Origin of the sequence: Roseovarius sp. MS2 (genome assembly GCF_051447875.1) — a bacterium.
Taxonomy (GTDB): domain Bacteria; phylum Pseudomonadota; class Alphaproteobacteria; order Rhodobacterales; family Rhodobacteraceae; genus Roseovarius; species Roseovarius mucosus_A.
On record NZ_JBKHVF010000001.1, the window covers coordinates 2,806,132 to 2,827,149 of the forward strand.

Annotated in this window: 23 protein-coding genes and 1 riboswitch; of the genes, 5 read left to right on the forward strand and 18 right to left on the reverse strand. The window is 61.9% G+C overall.

What is annotated here, in order from left to right:
• Positions 1–23: 23 nt before the first annotated feature.
• From ACLGGT_RS13770 to ACLGGT_RS13815, 10 genes are all read right to left on the reverse strand, one after another.
• Complete coding sequence (locus tag ACLGGT_RS13770) at positions 24–413, reverse strand: hypothetical protein (protein WP_437196554.1); 390 nt, start codon at positions 411–413, stop codon at positions 24–26.
• Positions 403–654, reverse strand: a complete 252-nt coding sequence (locus ACLGGT_RS13775; protein WP_081508142.1) for a hypothetical protein — start codon at positions 652–654, stop codon at positions 403–405. The genes ACLGGT_RS13770 and ACLGGT_RS13775 overlap by 11 nt, the downstream gene beginning before the upstream one ends.
• Positions 651–1,103, reverse strand: a complete 453-nt coding sequence (locus ACLGGT_RS13780) for a gp16 family protein (RefSeq protein ID WP_437196555.1) — start codon at positions 1,101–1,103, stop codon at positions 651–653. Before ACLGGT_RS13780 ends, ACLGGT_RS13775 begins: the two co-directional genes overlap by 4 nt.
• A 4-nt stretch (positions 1,104–1,107) precedes the next feature.
• Positions 1,108–1,695: a DUF3164 family protein gene (locus tag ACLGGT_RS13785; protein WP_437196556.1), complete on the reverse strand. Its 588-nt coding sequence runs from the start codon at positions 1,693–1,695 to the stop codon at positions 1,108–1,110.
• A 63-nt stretch (positions 1,696–1,758) separates the two neighbouring features.
• On the reverse strand, positions 1,759–1,959 hold the full coding sequence (locus tag ACLGGT_RS13790; protein WP_437196557.1) for a hypothetical protein: 201 nt from the start codon (positions 1,957–1,959) through the stop codon (positions 1,759–1,761).
• Positions 1,956–2,303, reverse strand: a complete 348-nt coding sequence (locus ACLGGT_RS13795) for a hypothetical protein (protein WP_437196558.1) — start codon at positions 2,301–2,303, stop codon at positions 1,956–1,958. Before ACLGGT_RS13795 ends, ACLGGT_RS13790 begins: the two co-directional genes overlap by 4 nt.
• Complete coding sequence (locus ACLGGT_RS13800; protein WP_437196559.1) at positions 2,290–2,664, reverse strand: hypothetical protein; 375 nt, start codon at positions 2,662–2,664, stop codon at positions 2,290–2,292. The genes ACLGGT_RS13795 and ACLGGT_RS13800 overlap by 14 nt, the downstream gene beginning before the upstream one ends.
• A complete protein-coding gene (locus ACLGGT_RS13805) occupies positions 2,661–3,194 on the reverse strand; it encodes a hypothetical protein (protein ID WP_437196560.1) in 534 nt (177 codons plus the stop codon). The genes ACLGGT_RS13800 and ACLGGT_RS13805 overlap by 4 nt, the downstream gene beginning before the upstream one ends.
• A complete protein-coding gene (locus ACLGGT_RS13810) occupies positions 3,191–3,529 on the reverse strand; it encodes a hypothetical protein (protein WP_437196561.1) in 339 nt (112 codons plus the stop codon). Before ACLGGT_RS13810 ends, ACLGGT_RS13805 begins: the two co-directional genes overlap by 4 nt.
• A gap of 108 nt (positions 3,530–3,637) precedes the next feature.
• On the reverse strand, positions 3,638–4,171 hold the full coding sequence (locus ACLGGT_RS13815; RefSeq protein WP_037297378.1) for a L,D-transpeptidase: 534 nt from the start codon (positions 4,169–4,171) through the stop codon (positions 3,638–3,640).
• Between the two features lie 265 nt (positions 4,172–4,436).
• Here ACLGGT_RS13815 and ACLGGT_RS13820 point away from each other — a divergent pair, with 265 nt between their 5' ends.
• Positions 4,437–5,297, forward strand: coding sequence for a hypothetical protein (locus ACLGGT_RS13820; protein WP_437196563.1), 861 nt, complete (start codon positions 4,437–4,439; stop codon positions 5,295–5,297).
• 56 nt (positions 5,298–5,353) lie between these two features.
• Here ACLGGT_RS13820 and ACLGGT_RS13825 read toward each other — a convergent pair whose 3' ends face one another.
• A complete protein-coding gene (locus ACLGGT_RS13825; protein ID WP_081508215.1) occupies positions 5,354–6,853 on the reverse strand; it encodes a CoA-acylating methylmalonate-semialdehyde dehydrogenase in 1,500 nt (499 codons plus the stop codon).
• Positions 6,854–6,957: 104 nt separating this feature from the next.
• On the opposite strand from ACLGGT_RS13825, the gene ACLGGT_RS13830 reads away from it, so the two are divergent.
• From ACLGGT_RS13830 to coaD, 3 genes are all read left to right on the forward strand, one after another.
• On the forward strand, positions 6,958–7,854 hold the full coding sequence (locus ACLGGT_RS13830; RefSeq protein WP_008280245.1) for a LysR family transcriptional regulator: 897 nt from the start codon (positions 6,958–6,960) through the stop codon (positions 7,852–7,854).
• Between the two features lie 60 nt (positions 7,855–7,914).
• On the forward strand, positions 7,915–8,349 hold the full coding sequence (locus ACLGGT_RS13835; protein ID WP_008280246.1) for a CBS domain-containing protein: 435 nt from the start codon (positions 7,915–7,917) through the stop codon (positions 8,347–8,349).
• Between the two features lie 62 nt (positions 8,350–8,411).
• Entirely contained in the window at positions 8,412–8,903 is a 492-nt protein-coding gene (gene coaD, locus ACLGGT_RS13840) for a pantetheine-phosphate adenylyltransferase (protein WP_008280247.1), read from the forward strand.
• A gap of 6 nt (positions 8,904–8,909) precedes the next feature.
• Here coaD and gap (ACLGGT_RS13845) read toward each other — a convergent pair whose 3' ends face one another.
• The 6 genes from gap (ACLGGT_RS13845) to ACLGGT_RS13870 all read right to left on the reverse strand — a co-directional run bounded on the left by gap (ACLGGT_RS13845) (position 8,910) and on the right by ACLGGT_RS13870 (position 18,501).
• The gene (gap, locus tag ACLGGT_RS13845; protein ID WP_437196564.1) at positions 8,910–9,962 is read right to left on the reverse strand and encodes a type I glyceraldehyde-3-phosphate dehydrogenase; all 1,053 of its coding nucleotides are present in this window, start codon (positions 9,960–9,962) and stop codon (positions 8,910–8,912) included.
• A 91-nt stretch (positions 9,963–10,053) separates the two neighbouring features.
• Complete coding sequence (locus ACLGGT_RS13850) at positions 10,054–10,197, reverse strand: hypothetical protein (protein ID WP_008280249.1); 144 nt, start codon at positions 10,195–10,197, stop codon at positions 10,054–10,056.
• Between the two features lie 153 nt (positions 10,198–10,350).
• Positions 10,351–12,153, reverse strand: coding sequence for a phosphomethylpyrimidine synthase ThiC (thiC, locus tag ACLGGT_RS13855; protein WP_081508217.1), 1,803 nt, complete (start codon positions 12,151–12,153; stop codon positions 10,351–10,353).
• A gap of 112 nt (positions 12,154–12,265) precedes the next feature.
• Positions 12,266–12,397: riboswitch (TPP riboswitch) on the reverse strand.
• A gap of 137 nt (positions 12,398–12,534) precedes the next feature.
• Entirely contained in the window at positions 12,535–13,536 is a 1,002-nt protein-coding gene (gene gap / locus ACLGGT_RS13860; RefSeq protein WP_081508218.1) for a type I glyceraldehyde-3-phosphate dehydrogenase, read from the reverse strand.
• Between the two features lie 242 nt (positions 13,537–13,778).
• A complete protein-coding gene (locus tag ACLGGT_RS13865; protein WP_437196566.1) occupies positions 13,779–16,589 on the reverse strand; it encodes a nidogen-like domain-containing protein in 2,811 nt (936 codons plus the stop codon).
• Positions 16,590–16,704: 115 nt separating this feature from the next.
• Positions 16,705–18,501, reverse strand: coding sequence for a pre-peptidase C-terminal domain-containing protein (locus tag ACLGGT_RS13870; RefSeq protein WP_437196567.1), 1,797 nt, complete (start codon positions 18,499–18,501; stop codon positions 16,705–16,707).
• Positions 18,502–18,646: 145 nt separating this feature from the next.
• Between ACLGGT_RS13870 and gatB the strand changes: the two genes are divergently transcribed.
• Positions 18,647–20,161, forward strand: a complete 1,515-nt coding sequence (gatB, locus tag ACLGGT_RS13875; RefSeq protein ID WP_375553936.1) for an Asp-tRNA(Asn)/Glu-tRNA(Gln) amidotransferase subunit GatB — start codon at positions 18,647–18,649, stop codon at positions 20,159–20,161.
• 54 nt (positions 20,162–20,215) lie between these two features.
• On the opposite strand, the gene ACLGGT_RS13880 is transcribed toward gatB, so the two are convergent.
• A complete protein-coding gene (locus tag ACLGGT_RS13880) occupies positions 20,216–20,992 on the reverse strand; it encodes a 2OG-Fe(II) oxygenase (RefSeq protein ID WP_008280257.1) in 777 nt (258 codons plus the stop codon).
• Positions 20,993–21,018: the final 26 nt, after the last annotated feature.

A 21,018-nucleotide genomic window follows, 5' to 3' on the forward strand; every position in this document is an offset into this window, starting at 1 on the left:
CAGGATAAAGGGGGCGACATGGCTTATTCAGATGAAGCCTTTCGCATGACCTGGAGGAGCGGTGGTTCTTCCTCCTCTGCCAGCTCTGCCTTGACCTGCAAAACGCGGCGGGCGGTCACGCCGAAACGGTTGGCCAGTTCATTGACCGGCGTATCCGGGGCCACGCGCAGGGCTTGTTTGAGGCCTTCCCGGGCCTGAGCGCGCCCCGAGGGCACGTCCAGATATTCGCCAGCGTAGCGGGCGGAAATCCATCTGGCAATATCCCGGCCCGCCAGCGTCACGAGGAGGCTGTCGGCGATGCGGGTACCCGGCACATAGAGCCGCATGCCGCCTGCGCGAGACAGGAAACGCTCGACCGGGGCATCGCCCAGATCGGCGCGCATCTCGTCGATCCAAGAGGGGTCACGCTCCATGGGGAGGCTTCCTGCGCCGCCGCCCCGGAGGCGGCGTGTGCTGCCGGGTCACGGTCACAACGCAACCGCCCTCGATCCTGTAGACGAACCCGCCGCTGATTACGCCGCAGGCTCCGGCCTCGAGACCTTGATCCACCACGCGCCCGATCTCGCGGCGCACCGCGTCGATATCCACGCCCTTGACCCGCTCGAGATAGCGGATCACGGCGTGGTCAGAGGCAGGGTGGCGCGGCTTTTTCACCGGCGGTGGTCCTCCCAGTCGAAGTCGATCTCGGCGCGCTCGCCCCAAGACTTGAGCGCCTGAATGACGGCGTCGATCTGTTCCCACTCGCGGAGCATGTCGACGTCAGCCGGGACCGATCCCCAGACGCCTCCGAACCGGGCGCGGATAAATTTGTTCAGCCCGGCGCGGGAGGGATCGCGCAGCGCGCCGGACTGGCCGAGCTTGCGCCACAGCACATGGATCATGCGCAGATCGGCGCGCGGTGCGGGCTTGTGGCGCGGGTTGCGGGGTTTGTCTTCGAACCCGGCCTGCTTCAGCCGGTTGACGATCAGCCGCAACTCGCCGTCGTTCATATCGCGCAAAGACGCCTTGCCGGTGACGCTGACCTGCAGATCGCGGCGCGCGTCCTCGTCGAGGCCCAACTGGCGGCAGGCCGCGAAGATCAGTTGTTGCAGCGCGCGGTTCATTGGCTCAGACCTTCGCCAGATCGAGAACCACCGTCTGCCACGGGGCTTCGGTGTTGGGGCGGTGTTTGACGCGGACATAAGTCGCCTTTCCGACCACGCGCATAGCGTCGCGGATGGCGTCCATCGCCCGGTTCCACCGCGCGTCGGCGATGTCGAGCCTCAGGAGCATGAAGATCTCGGCGCGGTTGATCTGGCCTTCTTTGTCGGTGTTGAAGGCGCGCGTCACGATGGCCTGAATTTCTGGGCGGCTGTCGGCGGACCATTCAGTGAGGCATTCGTCGATCAGGCCCTTGGCGATCTGCAACTCGGGGCCGAAGTCCACCCGGTCCTGCACTTGGACCTGCACCTGAAAGAGCCCGTCATAGGTGGTCAGCGTCTTGTTGCCTTTGGCCCCGCCAACAGTGGTTCCATACTCCTGCGCGAGGATGGCCTCGAAATCCGAAATGTCGTCGAAGGTGTGTTCCTTGAACCGGCGGAGCTGGTCGCTTAGGGCCAGCGCATATCCGGCAATCTTCCGCACCTGTTCGTCCTGCAACTGGTCCTGCGGACGGACGAGATCGAGCGGCACTTCGCGGCCCTTTGCGTCGACCATCTTGCGGCGGCCGTTCTCCTCGATGATGCCCGAGGGCACCGGGTGGGGGTGAATGCAGACATTTTACTCTCCTGTTGAAGGGGGTGTTGAAAGGAGGCTTGGACCCACGCCATGGAGCGCGCAGACGGCGGCCATGGCGGCGATCTCGTCCATCGAGCAAAGCGTGCTACCGCGCGGGCCAAGCAGGTCGACCTTGGCCACACCCGAGGCCGCGAGGCGCAGCATCTCGTCGGGGTTCCAGCGGGCGATTTCGGGGGCGGTCATGGGTTGGTCTCCTTGTCGTCGAGAATGGCGTCGATCAGATTGTCGCGTGCGGCGCGGTCGAGCAGGTCGCGCGCCAGCACGCCCACGGTCACGCCGCGCAGATCGGCATGCACCTTGAGCAGGTCGCGCAAATCCTCGGGCACGCCAGTGGCGCAAATCTTGCGGCGCGCGGGCTGGGGCCCGTGGCGGGCGGGTGCTACCTTGACGCCGCGCTTGCGCCAGTAGCTCAAACGGCAGGAGACGGCATTGGGGGACATGCCGGTCACCTCGGCGATCTCGCAGGGGCGCATGCCGCGCCGCGCCATGTCCAGCACCGCCGGAAGAAGGTGGCTATGCTTCTGCATCGTCGGCCCCCTTGTGGATGGGGCAGCGATTGCAGGCGCGGTACATGGAGACACTGAGCGAGTTCACATTCTCGAACTGCGCCGCCTTGCCGCGCCAGCGCCGGCAGACCTGTTTGCCGATCTCGCCCAAGGCGGGGCAGTCGACCACTTCGCGCATGAAATGCCCGCGCACGAGGTCCTCGACGATGCCGGTATCGGCGGGATAGCGGTTGCGCAGGATGTTCGACACAAGGGTCGCGCTGCGCTCCATCTTGACCGCGACCTTGTTCTGGCTGGTCTCGTCGCAGGCGCGCGCCAAGGCGGCCACCCAATCGGGCAGGTCCTCGCCCCAGAAGGTGCGGGCGGTGTCGAGCGCGCTCATGCTGCACCGCCTTTCGCCGGGCTGAAATCGCCGGTGTTGGGATCGAGGATGCCCGCCAGACGCACCGGCTTGGGCGCGCGCGGGCCGGTATCTTCGACAAGGCGGTAGAGCGCCTCGCGGCGGCCCGGGATGGCCATCTCGACCACGCGCAGATGTTCGGAGGCGAGAAGCTGGCGACAATAGGCGCGGGCCTTCTCGACGGTGACGGCAACGCCGCCTGCGTTGGCATGGGCAGCGATGTCGACGGGGCTGAAACTGTGGCGCAAGACGCGCATGGCGCGCCACATATTGCCCTCGGGTGTGGCCTCGCCTGTGACCGGTTGCAGGTCGGGCGGGGTGCGGTCGGCGGGCACATACCAGCGCTTGCCGTTGCGGGTGACGCGGCTCACGCGGATCTTGCCTGCGTCCCGCCAGTGGCGCAGGTAGCGCACGGCGGTCTCGCGGCTGCAGCCGAGCCGGGACACGGCCTCCCAGTCGAACTCCTCCAGCTCGCGGACCTGTGCCCAGAGACGCTCAAAAAGATCGCTCATGCCCGGCCCGCCTTCTTCTCAGCCGCGAGCGGCACGATCTTTTCGGGGGCGCGTGGGGCGACGGGGCGGAAATCGTCGACGCGCCGAACAGCCGGGGGCTGGCCGGTGTCAAAGACCCGGTTGCCCCAAAGCTCGAGGTCGGCGAGACGCCGTCCCCGGCCCATGGCCAGCTCCTTGGCGCGGGCAAGGTTGATCGCCACCCGGCGGATCGAGCCGCCCGAGGCGTCCACGATGGCCCCGAGCAAATCGGCGGCCACGTCGATGCCTGCCGCGTAGATCGGCGCGAGCTTTTCTGCGTCCGAGAGGTTGCAGGCGAGGGCGGGTTGACTGTCCACGCTGCCCCCGTCACCGCCCCCACCCTACAACGCACAGAAATGGCCGCCGAAGTTTCTCCGGCGGCCTGTTGGGATGGTTTGCGTGACGGTTGGGGCCCCGGTGGGTGCTCAGAGCAGCAGGACCTGTGTGCCGACCTCGACCTTGGCGAAGAGTTCCTCGATATGCTCGTTGTAGAGGCCGATGCAGCCTGAGGAGGATTGCCGCCCGATCTTGCGGGTGTCGTGGGTGCCGTGCACGAGATAGGCGGGCCAGCTGAGGTAGAGCGCATGGGTGCCCAGCGGGTTGCCGGGGCCGGGGGGCATGTAGGCGGGCAGGGTGGGATCGCGCTCGCGCATGGATTGGGTGGGGGTCCAGTCGGGGCCGACGCGCTTGCGCACGATCTGGGTATAGCCGCGGCGGGTGAGATCCTCGGTCATCGGCACGGAGGAGGGGTAGAGCGCATAGGTCTCGCCGTCCGGGCCCCAGTAATGCAGCGCGCGGCTGTCGATATCGGCCAGGATAGCGCCCTTGCCCAGGCTGTCGAAATGATCGCGCCAGTCGCGGGTGATAAAGGCGGACGCATTGCGCCGGTTGGTCACGTCTGCCGCAGGTTCTGCGCGCAGGATACCGGGGGTTGCAAGGGCGGCGAGGCCGGTGGCCATGGCATGGCGGCGGGTCAAAAGGCCGGGTTTCACGGGAATTCATCCTCTTTGTCGTGGCTGCTGTGCCCTATTTAGGGAAAGGGACGGGCGAAGCGAAGGGCAGGACGGGCAGAAACCTGCGTCACCTCACGAGATTGTCATCGCGAAGAGGCCGTGTGGTGGCAACGCCCCGCTCGCGTCAAGATTGCGAGAGGGGCGCGTTTGTGGTCTCTTGTCGGAATAAGACCTGTTGATTTCAGCACACATATTTTGAGGGGGCAGTGCGATGCCAGAAGAACACCGGGTTGCCGTGGCGGTCATTCACGGCATGGGCAGCCAAGGCGACCGGCCACAGGCCGCGAATGCCGTCAGCTTTTCGCGGGATCTCTACACGGCCTTGCGCAAGCGGATGGGGGCGGCGCGGTTTGATACGCTGGTTGGCTGGCGCGAGATTTTCTGGTCGGACATCCTGCAAGAGCGGCAACAGAGCTATATGGACCGCGCGCTGAAAGGGCAGGCCAATTGGATGGGGGCACGGGATTTCGTGATGCACCGTCTGGCCGATGCCGCCGCTTACCGTTGGGAAAAGGGCGATCATGCCTATGTCTATCCGCAGGTCCATGCCCGCGTGTCCAACGCCATTGCGCATCTGGAGGGTGTGACAGGCGGCCGCGCGCCGCTGATCGTGCTGGCGCATTCGCTGGGCGGGCAGATCATCTCGAACCATATCTGGGATCTACAAAGCAAATACACCACCGCGCCTACGCCGTTTCAGCGGTTCGAGACGATGGCGGGGATGATCACCTTTGGCTGCAATATCCCGGTCTTTATCTTTAGCTGCAAGCCCGACGATGTGAAGGCGATTGAGCGCCCCGGCACCGCCATTCCGGTGAGCAAAAGGTTCAATCCGTGGTGGGTCAATCTGAACAGTCGCAATGACATTCTGGGGATGCCGCTGGCAGAGGCGGGCGACGGGTATGCAGCGTTGAAGGATCGAGAAGAGTTGCGGGATCGCTGGATCAGTGCGGGCAATGTGCTGACCGCGTGGAATCCGTTGTCGCATAATGCCTATTGGGCGGATTCGGATGTGCATGGGTCGGTCGTGGCAATGATCGAAAAGTCGATGCAGATCGGGCCGGTGGGGTGATACGAAAAGGCCCCGGTGAAACACCGGGGCCTTTGGTCGTGAGTGATGGGTGAAGATTAATCCATCGGTTTGAAATTGAATTCCCCGCCTTCCTTGATCCCGGACGGCCAACGGGCGGTCACGGTCTTGGTGCGGGTGTAGAATTTGAATGAATCCGGGCCATGTTGGTTGAGATCGCCAAAGCCGGATTTCTTCCAGCCGCCAAAGGTATGATAGGCGAGCGGCACCGGGATCGGCACGTTGATGCCGACCATGCCGATATTGACACGCGCGGCGAAATCGCGGGCGGCGTCGCCATCGCGGGTAAAGATCGCGGTGCCGTTGCCGTATTCGTGATCCATCGCCAGTTTCAGGGCCTCTTCGTAAGAGCCTGCGCGCACGGTTGCGAGCACGGGGCCAAAGATTTCTTGCGTGTAGATGTCCATATCCGGGGTCACGCGGTCAAAGAGATGCGGACCGACAAAGAAGCCATCCTCATAGCCCTGCAATTTGAAATCACGCCCGTCGACCACCAGTTCGGCCCCCTGCGCGATACCGCTTTCGACCAGACCAAGGATGCGTTGCTTGGCCTCTGCGGTAACAACGGGGCCGTAATCCACGTCATTGCCTGCGGTGTAAGGCCCAACTTTCAGCTTTTCGATGCGCGGCACCAGTTTTTCAATCAGGCGGTCGGCGGTTTCATCGCCCACCGGAACTGCCACGGAAATGGCCATGCAGCGTTCGCCCGCCGCGCCATAGCCTGCGCCCACCAGCGCATCCGCGGCCTGATCCATATCGGCATCAGGCATGATGATCATGTGGTTCTTGGCCCCGCCAAAGCACTGCACGCGCTTGCCGTTGGAACAGCCGCGACCGTAGATATATTGCGCGATGGGTGTCGAGCCGACAAAGCCGATGGACTGAATGACCTCGTGGTCGATGATCGCATCCACGGCCACCTTGTCGCCGTTGACGACCTGCAGGATGCCTTTGGGCAATCCGGCCTCTTCCATCAGTTCGGCCAGCATGAGCGGCACGGAGGGGTCACGCTCGGACGGTTTGAGGATGAAGGCGTTGCCGCAGGCGAGCGCCGGGGCGAACATCCACATCGGGATCATGGCAGGAAAGTTGAACGGCGTGATGCCCGCCGTCACGCCAAGCGGTTGGCGCATGGAATAGATGTCGATGCCGGGGCCCGCGCCATCAGTAAACTCGCCTTTGAGCATTTGCGGCGCACCGATGCAGTATTCCACCACTTCGAGGCCGCGCTGGATGTCGCCCTTGGCATCGGGGAAGGTCTTGCCATGTTCGCGGCTCAGCGCCTCGGCCAGCTTGTCCATGTCGCGGTTGAGCAGGCGGACGAATTCCATCATCACCCGCGCCCGGCGTTGGGGATTGGTGGCGGCCCAAGCGGGCTGTGCGGCCTGTGCGGCGGCGACAGCGGCATCCATTTCTTCGACGCTGGCGAGCGGGCATTTGGCCTGCACTTCGCCGGTGGCGGGGTTGAACACATCTGCAAAGCGCCCGGAGGTGCCTTTGACATGTTGACCGTTGATGTAATGGGTAAGCTCTTGCATTGGGAATCCTCCTAATCCGTTGGTGGCAGGGTAGTCTTGCAAAACCTCTGCGGAAAGAGGCAATATTCCAAAAGTGATTTGCATTTCTGCAAAGGGGGCCGGGAATGACGCCGCATTGGGACGATATCCGCATATTCCTGGCCGTTGCCCGGTCTGAGAGCCTGTCGGGGGCGGGGCGGATATTGCGGATTGATCCGGCGACGGTGGGGCGGCGTATCGCGCGGCTGGAAGAGGAGTTGGGCGCGCCGCTTTTTGCCAAATCGCCCACGGGGTATGTATTGAGCGAGGCGGGGCAGCGCCTGATGGGGCCGGCGCTGCGGGCGGAAACCGCCATGCAGGAAGCCACCGAGGAAATGGCCGGACAAGCCGGGGGGCTGAGCGGGCAAATCCGCATCGGCGCGCCGGATGGCTGCGCCAATTTCCTGTTGCCGCAGGTCTGCGCCGCGATTGGAGCGGAAAATCCCGATCTGGAAATTCAGATCGTGGCGCTGCCGCGTGTGTTCAACCTGACCCGGCGCGAGGCGGATATGGTGATCGCGGTGAGCCCGCCCACGGCGGGGCGACTGACGGTGCAGAAGATCACCGATTACCGCCTGCATCTGGCGGCGACGGTGCGCTATCTGCGTTCGCATCCCCCGATTGCGACGCTGGCGGACCTGCGCGCGCATCGGATGGTGGGCTATATTCCCGATATGATCTTTGACAAGGAATTGGACTATCTCAGCGAGGCGGGGATCGAGCGCGTCAGCCTTGCGTCGAATTCGGTGTCGGTGCAGCTCAATTGGGTGCGGCAGGGCGGTGGCATCGGGGTATTGCATGATTTCTCACTGCCTTGGGCGCGGGGGCTGCAAAAGGTGCTGCCCGACCAATTTTCGCTTACCCGCAGCTTTTATCTGGTGCGCCATGCGGATGACCGGCGGCTGGAACGGCAGAACCGGTTTGCTACCGCGCTGGTCGAGAGGCTTCGGCAAGAGGTGCAGAGCCTGGAGGCGCGCACTTGACAGAAATTTTATTATAGATCACGCTGATTTTATGGACATATTCTTGCGGAGGGTCGTGTCATGCTGGTGCAGCAAATCCTGAAATCCAAGGGCGATAGCGCGGTGATCACGATCTCGCCTCAGACAAAGGTTTCGGAGGCGGCGCAGACCCTTGCAGAGCGCCGGATCGGCGGGCTTGTGGTGTCACGGGATGGCGAGACGGTGGAGGGGATCATCTCAGAGCGCGATATCGTGCGCAGCCTGGCCGTGCGCGGCGTGGTCTGCATGACCGAAACCGTGTCTGAAATGATGACCCGTAATCCGGTTTGCTGTTCGCGGCAGGATACATCTGATGCGGTGTTGGCGCGTATGACCGATGGCCGGTTCCGTCACATGCCGGTGGTGGAGGCGGGCAAGCTGGTGGGGATCGTGACCATCGGCGACGTGGTTAAGGCGCGGCTGGAAGAGCTGGCGATGGAGAAGACAGCCCTTGAAGGGATGATCATGGGCTACTAAGCGCTTGCATCGCCTTGCATAGTATTGTTGCGTGAGCGGCGATTGCAGCAAAGGAGGGCCGCATGCGCATTGGTCTTTATCCCGGCACGTTCGACCCTATTACCTTGGGCCATATTGATATTATCCGCCGGGCAGCCGTGCTGGTGGATCGGCTGGTTCTGGGGGTTGCGATCAACCGGGACAAGGGGCCGCTGTTTTCGCTGGAAGAGCGGGTCGAGATGATCGAGGCGGAATGTGCCAAGCTGAGCGCGCAGACCGGCACCGAAATCGTGGCGCATCCCTTCGAGAACCTGCTGATCAATTGCGCCCATGATGTGGGCGCGCAGGTGATCGTGCGCGGTCTGCGCGCGGTGGCGGATTTCGAATATGAATTCCAGATGGTCGGGATGAACCGGGCGCTGGATAATTCGGTCGAGACCGTCTTTCTTATGGCGGATGCCAATCATCAGGCGATTGCCAGCAAACTGGTCAAGGAAATCGCCCGGCTGGGCGGGGATGTGACCAAGTTTGTCACCCCCCCGGTCCGCGAAGCGCTGCTGGCCAAGTTTTCCTAAGGCTGCTCAGGTCGGTTCCATCACCCGCGTGTGGTGCGGGACGGGGCCGCGCCCGGTTTCGAGGTGGCGGCCCATTTCGGCGGCGACATCGAGCATGCGGTTGGAAAAGCCCCATTCGTTGTCATACCAGCTGAGCACGCGGCAAAGCCGTCCTTCCATCACCCGTGTCTGATCGGTGGCAAAGATCGAGCTGTGGGGATCGTGGTTAAAGTCCGAGGAGACAAGCGGGCAGCTGGTAACATCGAGCACGCCCAAAAGCGCGCCGTTGGCGGCACCGCTGACGGCGGCGTTGATCTCGTCTACGCTGGTGTCGCGCGCGGCCTCGAATGTCAGGTCCACGACGCTGACATTGGGGGTGGGCACGCGGATAGCGGTGCCGTCGAGCCGCCCGGCGAGGGCGGGCAACACGAGGCCCACGGCACGGGCAGCGCCGGTGGTGGTGGGGATGATGTTGAGCCCCGCCGCGCGGGCGCGGTAGAGGTCCTTGTGCATGGTGTCGAGTGTTGGCTGGTCACCGGTGTAGCTATGGATTGTGGTCATGAAACCACGGGTGATGCCGATGCTTTCATGCAGCACCTTGGCCAAGGGGGCGAGGCAATTGGTGGTGCAAGAGGCGTTGGAAACGATCACATCCTTGGCGGTCAGATCCGCATGATTGACGCCGTAGACCACGGTGCGATCGGCACCGGCTGAGGGGGCCGAGACCAGAACGCGCCGCGCGCCGTTCTTGAGGTGGCGGGCGGCGGCGTCGCGGTCTGTAAAGATGCCGGTGCATTCCAGCACGATATCGACATCACCCCAAGGCAGCGCTTCGGGGTCGCGCAGGGCGGTCACGCGCATCGGCCCGCGGCCTGCGTCAATCGTGTCGGCGGTGGTGGTGATCTGACCCCGAAAGCGGCCATGCACGCTGTCGAATTCGAGCAGATGGGCGTTTGTTTCGACCGGGGCCAGATCGTTGATGGCCACGACTTCGATGTCTTGGCGGTCCGAGTCGAGCAAAGCGCGCAGCACGTTGCGTCCGATACGACCAAATCCGTTTATGGCAAGTTTCAGGGGCATGGCATCCTCCGAGAGTTATGTTAGCGCTAACAATTGAAGGCGAACATAAACGAATTTCGAAACGAGTCAATGCGGAGGAGTGTCAGTTGCGTTATCGCCAAAAGGCGACATATTCGATCAGATCAATCAGCTTGCGCCCGAGGAACAGGGTGGATTGGCTATCGTTCAATATGACATCGGCACCGAGCGCCACTAGGACGATCCCCCCAAGGCCAATCGCGATTGTGTTGGTCATGCCGCGCGCCTTTGCCGTCTGCGTCCCGCAGGGTATGCAACAGAGGCTGCCGCCATGCAAGCCGGATCAAGGGCCGGGAGGGGGCTGGCCATGGGGCCGGAGGCGCAAAACGGCCCCCGGCGCCGGGCACCGGGGGCTTGCGATCAGGTCTGATCACTCGTCAAGGGGCAGGTAGATATCGCCAGCTTCGCGGAATTTTTCGGCCATCGCCGCCATACCCTCTTTCTGGGCCTCGGCGCGGATGTCGTGGCTGATCTTCATCGAGCAGAATTTCGGCCCGCACATCGAGCAGAAATGCGCCACCTTATGCGCCTCTTTGGGCAAGGTCTGATCGTGGAAGTCGCGGGCGGTTTCCGGGTCGAGCGAGAGGTTGAATTGATCCTCCCAGCGGAATTCAAAGCGCGCGCGGCTGAGCGCATCGTCACGCCGCTGCGCCCCCGGCAGGCCCTTGGCAAGGTCGGCTGCATGGGCCGCGATTTTGTAGGTGATGACGCCGGTTTTCACATCGTCGCGGTCGGGCAGGCCCAGATGTTCCTTGGGGGTGACATAGCACAGCATCGCACAGCCGAACCAACCGATCATCGCCGCCCCGATGCCGCTGGTGATATGGTCATAGCCCGGCGCAATATCGGTGGTGAGTGGCCCAAGGGTGTAGAACGGGGCCTCGTGGCAGCATTCAAGCTGCTTCTCCATATTCTCTTTGATCTTGTGCATGGCGACATGGCCCGGCCCCTCGATCATCACCTGGCAATCCTTGCGCCATGCGATTTTCGTGAGTTCGCCCAGCGTCTCCAACTCGGCGAATTGAGCGGCGTCATTGGCATCGGCGATAGAACCGGGGCGCAGCCCATCGCCCAATGAAAAGCTCACGTCATATTGGCGACAGATGTCGCAGATGTCTTCGAAATGCTCATAAAGAAAGGACTCGCGGTGGTGATGCAGGCACCACTTGGCCATGATCGAACCGCCTCGGCTGACGATGCCTGTCACCCGATTTACCGTCATTGGCACCATGTGCAGGCGCACGCCCGCATGGATGGTGAAATAGTCCACGCCCTGTTCGGCCTGTTCGATCAGCGTGTCACGGAACACCTCCCATGTCAGGTCTTCGGCAATGCCATTCACCTTTTCCAGCGCCTGATAGATCGGCACGGTGCCGATGGGCACGGGGCTGTTGCGGATGATCCATTCGCGCGTGTTGTGGATGTTGCGGCCCGTCGAGAGATCCATCACCGTATCCGCGCCCCAGCGGATCGCCCAGACCAGTTTCTCGACCTCTTCTTCCATCGAAGAGGTGACGGCGGAGGTGCCCATGTTGGCATTGATCTTGACCAGAAAATTGCGGCCGATGATCATCGGCTCCAGTTCCGGGTGGTTGATATTTGCGGGGATGATGGCGCGGCCTGCTGCAATCTCTTGCCGTACGAATTCGGGGGTCACGTAGTCGGGAATATTCGCGCCCCAGTCGTTGCCGTCGCGGTGACAGGGTGTCAATTCCCGCAGCTGGTTTTCGCGGATGGCCACGAATTCCATCTCGGGCGTGATAAGGCCTGCGCGGGCATAGGCCAGTTGGGTGGGGGCCGCCCCCGGTTTGGCGCGCAGTGGCCGGTGCTGAACCGGAAACTCCGGCACCAGTCTATCGCCGGTGACAAAGCCGTTATCCTCGGGCTTGACGTGGCGGCCCTCGTAATCCTCCACAGTCCCGCGCGCCATGATCCACGAGCGGCGAAGCGGCGGCAAGCCTTGGCGAATATCGGTGGTGCGGTCCGGATCGGTATAGGGACCAGAGCTATCATAGACGGCCAGCGGTGCCTCGCCTGCGGTGGGATGGGTCGAGATTTCGCGCATGGGCACTGCGATTTCGGGATAGTGCTGGCCGGTCACATAGATTTTTCTAGAGGCGGGCAGGGGGCCCGTGGTCACGCTAGGGGTGATGTTCTGGGTGGGGACGTTCATTTTGGTGCTCCTCGAGTCAGTTTCTACAAAGAGACCAGATGAGCGTGGCAGGGAGGCAGGAGGGCAGCATATACGCCCCGGTTCAGGCCATGGGATCTGCCGGAACGTGGCATGATCGCGAGCCCTAGCTTCCTACGCCAGTATCAACTGGGTCAGGTTCAAAGGGTCGCGACACTGCAATATCCGCAAAGATGATTGCCAGCCGCCTCTCAGTCCCTCAGTTGGGACTCCCCTGCGTAGGAGAAGCGTAAGCGGTAACACAGGGCCGCGCAACCCGAAGTTTCGGGCCTGCGAGCCCAGAGGCAGATTGGCGCGTTCCAATGGCAAAGTGCCGGGCTGCGCGTATCGCGGCCCGGCGCTGCACAAAATGTGAGGGCTTGTTTACTGCAACCGGCCCATGGCAACGGCGACATCGGCCATGCGGCAGGAAAAGCCCCATTCGTTGTCATACCATGCCAGCACCCGCACCAGACGGTTGCCGATCACTTTGGTCTGATCTGGGGCGAAGATCGAGCTTTCCTCGGTGTGGTTGAAGTCGATGCTGACCTTGGGTTCGGGATCATAGCCCAGAACGCCCTTCATCGCGCCAGCGGCGGCCTCGGCCACCACGGCGTTGACATCGGCCTTGGTCACGTCGCGCTTGGCGACAAAGGTCAGGTCCACCGCCGAGACATTGGGCGTGGGCACGCGGATGGCAGAGCCGTCGAGTTTGCCCGCGAGTTCCGGCAGCACCTCACCAAGCGCTTTGGCGGCCCCGGTCGAGGTGGGGATCATCGACATCGCGGCGGCGCGGGCGCGGTAGAGGTCATTGTGGCGACGGTCCAGCGTCGGCTGGTCACCGGTATAGGCGTGGATCGTGGTCATGATGCCGCTCTCGATCCCGATTGTATCATTCAGCACCTTGGCCAGCGGCGCGAGGCAATTGGTGGTGCAAGAGCCGTTCGAGATCATCCGCTCAGAGGCCAAGAGCGCGTCATGGTTGACGCCGTAGACCACGGTGCGATCCACGTTCTTGGCCGGGGCCGAAATCAGCACCTTGCGCGCGCCGCGCTCAAGATGGGTGCGGGCCTTGGCACCATCATTGAAATTGCCGGTGCATTCGAGCACCACATCAACCCCGTCCCAATCCAATTCGTTCATGTCATAGGTCGAGAACATCTGGATCGGGCCGCGCCCGAGGTCCATCGTCTGGCCCTCGACGGTGATCGGATGGGCAAAGCGGCCATGCACGCTGTCATAGCGCATCAGATGCGCTGCGGTCTCAATCGGCCCGGTTGCGTTCACCTTGACCACCTTGATATCGTTGCGCAGGCTTTCCGAGATATGGGCAAGCGTGGCGCGACCGATACGGCCGAAACCGTTGATTCCTACGGTGATGGTCATGGGCGACTCCTGATAGCTGAATTGGCGTCCGTATAGACGGGGCAGAGGTCGCCGGAAAGCGGTAAAAGTCGTTTTCCAGTTGGAATACAGGATGTTAGCGGTAACCTTGCGGGGGTGGGCGTGGCTTTGCCGGTGATTGCGCTAACGCAGGATGGCAGGTTTGGGCGATCGGAAGGCGCATATTTGCCGCCAAGACATAGGGGCGCCCGAGAGCGCCCCTGTCGTTGATCTGCCAGTCCGAACTAGAGGAACGTGAAATCGTCCACTGTCAGTTGCGCGGCGGTGATGCCTTCGACGAGGATCGTGTTGCCATTAACCGTCATCTGCGCGCCGCCCGTCACGTCGATGATATTCATCGCCGTGACGAACCCCGCCAGACCGTTGCCGCCGTTGTTGATGTTTTCAACGCCAGTATCGGGATCGAAACGGCGGATGAAGAAACTGTCCAAACCGTCCTCGAAATCGGTGATCACATCCGCCTCGCCATCGAAGAAGGACGAAAAGACAAACTGATCAGCCCCGGTTCCGCCGGTGATCACATCGTTGCCAGCACCTGCATTGATCGTGTCATTGCCCGCGCCGCCATCGATGGTGTCGTTGCGCCCGCCACCGGCAAGGAAATCATTGCCCTCGCCGCCAAGGATGCTGTCGTCGCCTTCACCGCCGCCCACGCTGTCATTGCCCGCACCGGCATCAATGGTGTCCTGTCCGGTGCCGCCGCCGATGTCATCCGCGCCCTCGCCGCCGTCGATCAGGTCATTGCCAAAGCTGCCCGACATGCTGTCATTGCCATCGCCGCCCGAGAGCGTGTCGTCGCCCGCGCCGCCTGCGACCACGTCATTGCCAGCCCCGCCGGTCACGGAATCCGCGCCAAAGCCGCCGCCCAGAATGTCGTCACCATCGCCACCGTCTAGGGTGTCATCCCCCAGACCGCCGCCGATATTGTCGTTGCCCGCCCCGCCAATGGCCAGATCATTGCCATCAGAGGACGAAATCCGGTCATCGCCAGCACCGCCGTCAAGGGTGTCATTGCCCTCGCCGCCGCTGAGTTGGTCATTCCCGCCGCGCCCCTCGAGCCGGTCATCGCCACCCAGACCGCTGAGCGTGTCGTCAAGCGTGGCCCCGAGCAGGGTGTCATTGCCTTCGGTGCCTTCGAGGTTGAGCGAGACCGGATCAGCGGTGGTGACGGTTTCGGTCACTGAGGCAGGCACCTCGGCGGCCGAATCGAAGAACGAGCTATCGCCTGTCAGGGCAAAGTCGAGCACGGCGTTTTCGAAATTGGGCGTGCCTTGGATCAGGCCCGCATCGAGCGCCGCAGCAATCGCGGCATCCCGCACCGCCGGGTCGAGCGTGTCGAGGCTGACAATCTCGCCGGGGAATTCGGGCAAGTAAAACCCATCAAGGCTTTCGCCCGCGTCATAGGTAAAGAGGCTGTCCGCCTCAGAGGCGACGCGCCAATCCTCGCGGTATTGACCGTAGAGATCGGCAAAGGCAAAGGGACGGGCCAGCACGGTGCCATCGGCGCGCGCGACATCATTGCTGGCGTCGCCGTCGCCATCGCCCAGCAGACCTTCGAGACGGCCCAGCAGCTCTTCGTTGAGGCGCACGTCGATATCGACCCGCCCGTCACGCACGATCACGCGCACCTGGCTGTCGCCATTGCCGACCACGTTATCTGCGCCCGCATAGACGATGATATAGGTATCGCCTTCGCGGAAAATACGGTCATTGCCAACCGCGACAGAGCCGAAATCTTCAATCTCGGTGGCCACGCCGCCGATATGCAGCGGGGTCGCGTCATTGGCGTCGATCATCACTGCCGTGCCGCCGAGATTGGTGGCGATGGCCTGATTGACGCTGACGTTATCGCCCACTGGCACCATGCGCGCCTGAAGCTCGAAATCGTTGTCGGTGCCACGCAGCAGGACAAATTCGCCTGCCGCCTGGAAATCATAGCCGACCCCGTCGAGTGTCGCGAGATGCGGATCACCTGCGACCCAGCCGCCCGCGCCGACCGGCGGCAAGAGCGGCACGATGGAATCGACCACGCCGCCATTTCGAACGGCAAAGTTCCAGATGCCGATCAGTCCGGTATTGCCGGGGATCACATCGAGGCTGAGGATTTCGTCCTGAAGGCCAGATTGTGGGAGTTCAAAGAACGTGCCTTCAACGCCGGTGCCCGACGTATACCCGGCGCGGGCCACGGTGCCGCCTAGGCCATTGGTGCCGCCGCTCGCTCCGCCAGTGGTCCAGTTCACGTCTTCATAGCGGAACTGGATGTCGAAATCGCCATTGCCGCGATCCGTGAGGATGAGCTGAAAGGCGTTGAGCAGATCGGTTCGAGAGGAAAAATAGCCCACATCGTCCCAAGTGACGATGAGTTGGTCGCCCAGCGTGTTGAAATCCCAATGCACAAGGTTGGTGCCCTGCGAATTGCCGCCCGGAGTGGGTGTCACGACTCCACCGCGCGTGTCGACATCGGCGAAGAAGGGCGTGATCTCGGGGTTATTTGATACCCCCGTGATGACGTCGGGCGTGAAGGCGCGGCGCGGCGCGCCAAAGGTGACGGAGCCGTTGTTGTTGATCCAGAGACCTTCGTAAACGGTGCCAAAGAAATTCAGCCCGTTCTCGAAGATTGGCCTGATGTCGATCTGCGCGGTCGATTCATCATCATTGCGGACCAGAAAATCCTCGCCGAACCCGGCATCGCCGCCCAGACCCCGGATCAGGCCGGGGCTGGTGTTGTCTGGGTTGAGCAGCACATCGGTGCTGATGTTGTCGAATTGCAGGCGCTGGATATTGACTAGAATGTCGGTGTCGCCGGTTGCGGTATGGGTGATCGTGCGCTGTGCACTTTCATTCACGCCGGTGCTGTAATCGGCGGCATTGCCCGCGAAGACGGCCGTATCGAACCCCGCGCCCCCATCCAGCAGATCGTTACCCGCGCCACCTGTTAGCGTGTCATCCCCAGCATTCGCAGTGATCGTATCGTTATCGGCGGTGCCGACCAGATCATCAGCCTCCGATGTTCCCGGAATTAAAAGACCTTCCATGGTAAAACTCCCCAGTTTTCCAAATGCGCCTTATTCAAACACTATGATCACGATTCTGTGAAGTGTTTTAAATTCGGAGTTTCGCATGCATGAATTTGGGGGGAGGGGGAGACCTTTAGAGGAACGTGAAATCGTCCACTGTCAGTTGCGCGGCGGTGATGCCTTGGACGATCACAGTCTGTCCGTTGAAGGAAATTTCTACGCCGCTGGCAGTGTCGACGATGCCCAGCGTTTCGAAGGGCGCTGCTGATGAGGGGGCTGTGGGTGGCTCTGGTGTATCCATGGCCATGAACCGAATGACGATAAGGTCGACGCCATCTTCGAAATCGAGAACACTATCGGTTTCTCCCTCTTTAGCGACGGTGAATTCGAAGTGATCTGCACCCGCGCCGCCGCTGAGTACGTCGTCGCCACGTGCGCCGTTGACCGTGTCATTGCCATCCCCGCCCTCAATCGTGTCCGCACCGCTGCCACCCGAGAGGTCGTCATTGCCGCTCCCGCCTTGGATGCTGTCGTCGCCCTTGCCGCCGCCGACTTGGTCGTCACCTGCGCCGCCGATGATCGTATCTCGGCCTGTGCCACCGCCAATCTGGTCGGCCCCGTCGCCCCCATCAATCCGGTCATCGCCCGCGCTGCCGGACAGGAGATCATTGCCCGCGTCGCCCGTGATGCGGTCATTGCCGGACGCACCGGCAACTATGTCATCGCCCGCGCCCCCCGAGAGGTAATCCGCGCCGCTGGCACCCGTGAGCGTGTCATGGCCGTCGCCACCGTCCAAGGTATCGCGGTCCCAGCCACCGGACAAAAAATCATCCCCGAGACCGCCCGTGATCAGGTCGTTTCCTGAGCCACCGCCAACGGTGTCGTCGCCATCGCCTGCGTCAATCGTGTCATTGCCCAGCCCGCCACCAATATTGTCATTTCCAGCATCGCCGGTGAGGGAGTCATCCCCCAATCCGGCGCTGAGGGAGTCGTGACCTTCACCGCCGTTGAGGGTGTCGTGGCCGAGACTGCCGTTCAGGCGGTCATCCCCGCTCTCGCCGAATATCTCATCACCGCCCTCCTGACCAAAGAGCCTGTCGTTGCCATCGCCGCCCAAAAGCGTATCGTTTCCTTCGTCCCCCGCGAGACGATCATCACCGGCAAGACCGTTGAGAAAATCATCGTCACGATTTCCCAAGAGCGTGTCATTCCTAAGGGTGCCGACTTCGGTCAAAGGGAGAATCGCGTCTACCCATGTGACGGAATAGGGGTTGGGAAAAAAGTTGGCATATCTGTCGTATCCCACTGCATATCGCGCGCTGACATAGAATGTGCCGGACTCGTCTGGAATGTAGGTCACATACTTGTTTGACGCTCGCGCGTCCGAGCTTGCGAGGCTTTCTCCATCGGCATCCCGCACTGCCAGATCGGAGAGCGCGATGCCGTCCAGTTCAAAGCTCGCGGCCTCACCCGCGGTCAATTCCACTGCGAACCAGTCATAGTCGTTGCCGAAATCCATCTGCGCTTGGACCGAGGTGTTGGGGGCCAGCGTCGCGTGCGTGGTCACATCGCCGGGGACGTCGTCTTGAAACACGTTGGCCCGGATGACGTAGTTGTCCAAGTCGCCGCCCATGGTGCCGAATGTTGCGCCGATGGATATGAAATGCCGCCCGGATTGCTGCGGTGAGAAAACAAAAACGTTGTCTTGGTCGGACCGCAGCTCTGGGTCGCCGGTGTTGTTCATAAGCGGTATCTCATCGGGTGACAGGATTTGGACAAAAGGCAATCCCATGTCGATTTCGAACTGATAGGCGGTGTCTGCCTCAAGGTTTACCGCGATCCAATCCCGACCGTCCGCGACGCTGCCACTGACGGAGCCACCGATTTCCAAAAACCCAGTTGTCTGCGCATTTGCGGTAAAATTATCCATAATATCATGTCCTTGTCTTGGAAATGGCGGTCGGTCCTTTAGTGTTTTCACGATTCTTGGTGGAGGTCTATGCCCCTCTTTCCCTGTTGCCCCCTTCGTGCGCCTGTCCTAGAACGCCTCTGATATGTCAGCCGGAGGCAGTGCCATGCTCGATCTCGCCTATGAAACGCCGAAACCTCGCGTCATTGCGGGGGCCAAGCATGATTGGGAACTGGTGATCGGGATGGAGGTGCATGCGCAGGTCGCCTCGAAATCCAAGCTGTTTTCCGGGGCGTCTACGCAATTCGGGGCGGAGCCCAATTCCAATGTCGCCTTTGTCGATGCGGCGATGCCGGGCATGTTGCCGGTGATCAACGAATTCTGCGTCGAACAGGCGGTGCGCACGGGGCTGGGCCTTAAGGCCAAGATCAACCTTTGGTCGGCCTTTGACCGCAAGAACTATTTCTACCCCGATCTGCCGCAGGGCTATCAGATCAGCCAGCTCTATCATCCGTTGGTGGGCGAGGGCGAAATTTTGGTTGATATGGCCCCCGGCGTGGCGCGTCTGGTGCGGATCGAGCGCATCCACATGGAACAAGACGCGGGCAAGTCGATTCACGATATGGACCCGGCGATGTCCTTTGTGGACCTGAACCGCACCGGCGTCTGCCTGATGGAAATCGTGAGCCGCCCCGATATTCGCGGGCCGGAAGAGGCCGCCGCCTATGTGACCAAGCTGCGCCAGATCCTGCGCTATCTGGGCACCTGCGATGGCAATATGCAGAATGGCAATCTGCGGGCGGATGTGAACGTATCGATCTGCCGCCCCGGCCAGTATGAGAAATACATGGAGACGCAGGATTTCAGCCATCTGGGCACGCGCTGTGAGATCAAGAATATGAACTCCATGCGCTTTATCCAAGCGGCCATCGAATATGAGGCGCGACGTCAGATCGCGATTGTCGAGGCGGGCGGCACGGTGGTGCAGGAAACCCGGCTCTATGATCCGGACAAGAACGAGACCCGCTCCATGCGCTCCAAGGAAGAGGCGCATGATTACCGCTATTTCCCCGATCCTGACCTCTTGCCGCTGGAAATCGAGCAGGCTTGGGTGGATGAGATTGCGGCCAACCTGCCGGAACTGCCGGACGCCAAGAAGGCGCGGTTCGTGCTGGAATTCGGGCTATCGGAATATGATGCCAACGTGCTGACCGCTGATCTGGCCAATGCCGCCTATTTCGAAGCGGTGGCAGAGGGCGCGGGCGATGGCAAGCTGGCGGCGAATTGGGTGATCAACGAGCTCTTTGGACGGCTCAAGAAAGAGGATCATTCGATCGAGGATAGCCCCGTTAGCCCGGCGCAATTGGCCGGGATCGTCCGGCTGATCAAGTCTGACGCCATTTCCGGCAAGATCGCCAAGGACCTCTTCGAGATTGTCTATACCGAAGGCGGCGACCCCGAAGAGATCGTCGAGGCGCGCGGCATGAAGCAGGTGACGGACACCGGCGCGATTGAGCAGGCCGTGGCCGAGATCATCGCCGCCAACCCCGCACAGGTGGAAAAGGCGAGAGGAAACCCCAAACTCGCGGGCTGGTTCGTGGGGCAGGTGATGAAAGCCACGGGAGGCAAGGCCAATCCCAAGGCGGTCAATGACATCGTGATGGCGAGGTTGGGGCTGTAAAAGGCCCCGGGCCATCCCGTCGCGGCGCATGGCCGCGACGCAGGCCTCTTACGCTCAGTTCTTCGGCACCTCGATATTGATCGTGAGGGACCGGCGGAACATGTCGGGGCGGGGGGCCTTGATCGGCTCAACGGCGTGCCAGGAATTGAAAGTCTTGACGAAGATCATGCATTGGTTCGAGTTGAACTCGTAGCAATCGAGCGTGTCCACCTCTTCGAACGGCAAGAACGTGTTGCGGAAGTTGAAGCTGCGCGTCTTGTCCTTGGGCCAGACGACCGAAGTGCCGCCGCCATATTCCGGCTTCCATTCGCCCGGCGCGACCATCGAGACGACCACGGTGATCAGTTTGGCGGGCGCGTCTGTGTGCGGCAGGATCGAGCCGCCATCGCCCGGCATCATCGAGAATTCAAAGCGCGAGCGCAGCGGAGTCTTGCGCCGCTCGACCAAGGCCGCGCCGCAGAGCGCCTCGGTCAGGCGCAGGCCAAGGCGCGCGCCGGGCGTGTTGGTGAGCACCATCTTGCGGCCAAGGTCGAGGTCGATGTTGTGGCTGGCCAGAAAATCGACGATGCCGCGCACGAAGCGTTCGCTTTTGACCTCGTCGTGAAAGCGTTTCCAGACCGGGGTCGACTTGATGAAGTCGTGATACTGTTTGGCGTTGTTCACCTCGGAGAGGGAATATTTGTTGCCCAGCTTGGGCATGAACTGAAACCGCTCAGTGTCGGGCCAGTTGTCCAGCATCTCTTGGTAGAGGTCGGCGTCAAACACCGGCTTGGCAAAGGCGATGGGAAAGGGATCGTGGCGGACGTCAGCGCCGTCGAGATTGAACATCATGGGTGTCTCCTTGTTCGGGCGGTGCG

Coding starts and splice junctions, on each gene's coding strand:
- ACLGGT_RS13825 (WP_081508215.1), bottom strand. CDS start 6,853: ATGCAAGAGCTTACCCATTACATCAACGGTCAACATGTCAAAGGCACC.
- gatB (WP_375553936.1), top strand. CDS start 18,647: ATGCTCGATCTCGCCTATGAAACGCCGAAACCTCGCGTCATTGCGGGG.
- ACLGGT_RS13835 (WP_008280246.1), top strand. CDS start 7,915: ATGCTGGTGCAGCAAATCCTGAAATCCAAGGGCGATAGCGCGGTGATC.
- gap (WP_081508218.1), bottom strand. CDS start 13,536: ATGACCATCACCGTAGGAATCAACGGTTTCGGCCGTATCGGTCGCGCC.
- ACLGGT_RS13850 (WP_008280249.1), bottom strand. CDS start 10,197: ATGACCAACACAATCGCGATTGGCCTTGGGGGGATCGTCCTAGTGGCG.
- gap (WP_437196564.1), bottom strand. CDS start 9,962: ATGCCCCTGAAACTTGCCATAAACGGATTTGGTCGTATCGGACGCAAC.
- ACLGGT_RS13815 (WP_037297378.1), bottom strand. CDS start 4,171: ATGGCCACCGGCCTCGCCGCCCTTGCAACCCCCGGTATCCTGCGCGCA.
- ACLGGT_RS13795 (WP_437196558.1), bottom strand. CDS start 2,303: ATGCAGAAGCATAGCCACCTTCTTCCGGCGGTGCTGGACATGGCGCGG.
- ACLGGT_RS13800 (WP_437196559.1), bottom strand. CDS start 2,664: ATGAGCGCGCTCGACACCGCCCGCACCTTCTGGGGCGAGGACCTGCCC.
- ACLGGT_RS13870 (WP_437196567.1), bottom strand. CDS start 18,501: ATGGATAATTTTACCGCAAATGCGCAGACAACTGGGTTTTTGGAAATC.
- ACLGGT_RS13790 (WP_437196557.1), bottom strand. CDS start 1,959: ATGACCGCCCCCGAAATCGCCCGCTGGAACCCCGACGAGATGCTGCGC.
- ACLGGT_RS13865 (WP_437196566.1), bottom strand. CDS start 16,589: ATGGAAGGTCTTTTAATTCCGGGAACATCGGAGGCTGATGATCTGGTC.
- ACLGGT_RS13770 (WP_437196554.1), bottom strand. CDS start 413: ATGGAGCGTGACCCCTCTTGGATCGACGAGATGCGCGCCGATCTGGGC.
- ACLGGT_RS13820 (WP_437196563.1), top strand. CDS start 4,437: ATGCCAGAAGAACACCGGGTTGCCGTGGCGGTCATTCACGGCATGGGC.
- ACLGGT_RS13830 (WP_008280245.1), top strand. CDS start 6,958: ATGACGCCGCATTGGGACGATATCCGCATATTCCTGGCCGTTGCCCGG.
- ACLGGT_RS13785 (WP_437196556.1), bottom strand. CDS start 1,695: ATGGTCGACGCAAAGGGCCGCGAAGTGCCGCTCGATCTCGTCCGTCCG.
- thiC (WP_081508217.1), bottom strand. CDS start 12,153: ATGAACGTCCCCACCCAGAACATCACCCCTAGCGTGACCACGGGCCCC.
- ACLGGT_RS13805 (WP_437196560.1), bottom strand. CDS start 3,194: ATGAGCGATCTTTTTGAGCGTCTCTGGGCACAGGTCCGCGAGCTGGAG.
- ACLGGT_RS13880 (WP_008280257.1), bottom strand. CDS start 20,992: ATGATGTTCAATCTCGACGGCGCTGACGTCCGCCACGATCCCTTTCCC.
- coaD (WP_008280247.1), top strand. CDS start 8,412: ATGCGCATTGGTCTTTATCCCGGCACGTTCGACCCTATTACCTTGGGC.
- ACLGGT_RS13780 (WP_437196555.1), bottom strand. CDS start 1,103: ATGAACCGCGCGCTGCAACAACTGATCTTCGCGGCCTGCCGCCAGTTG.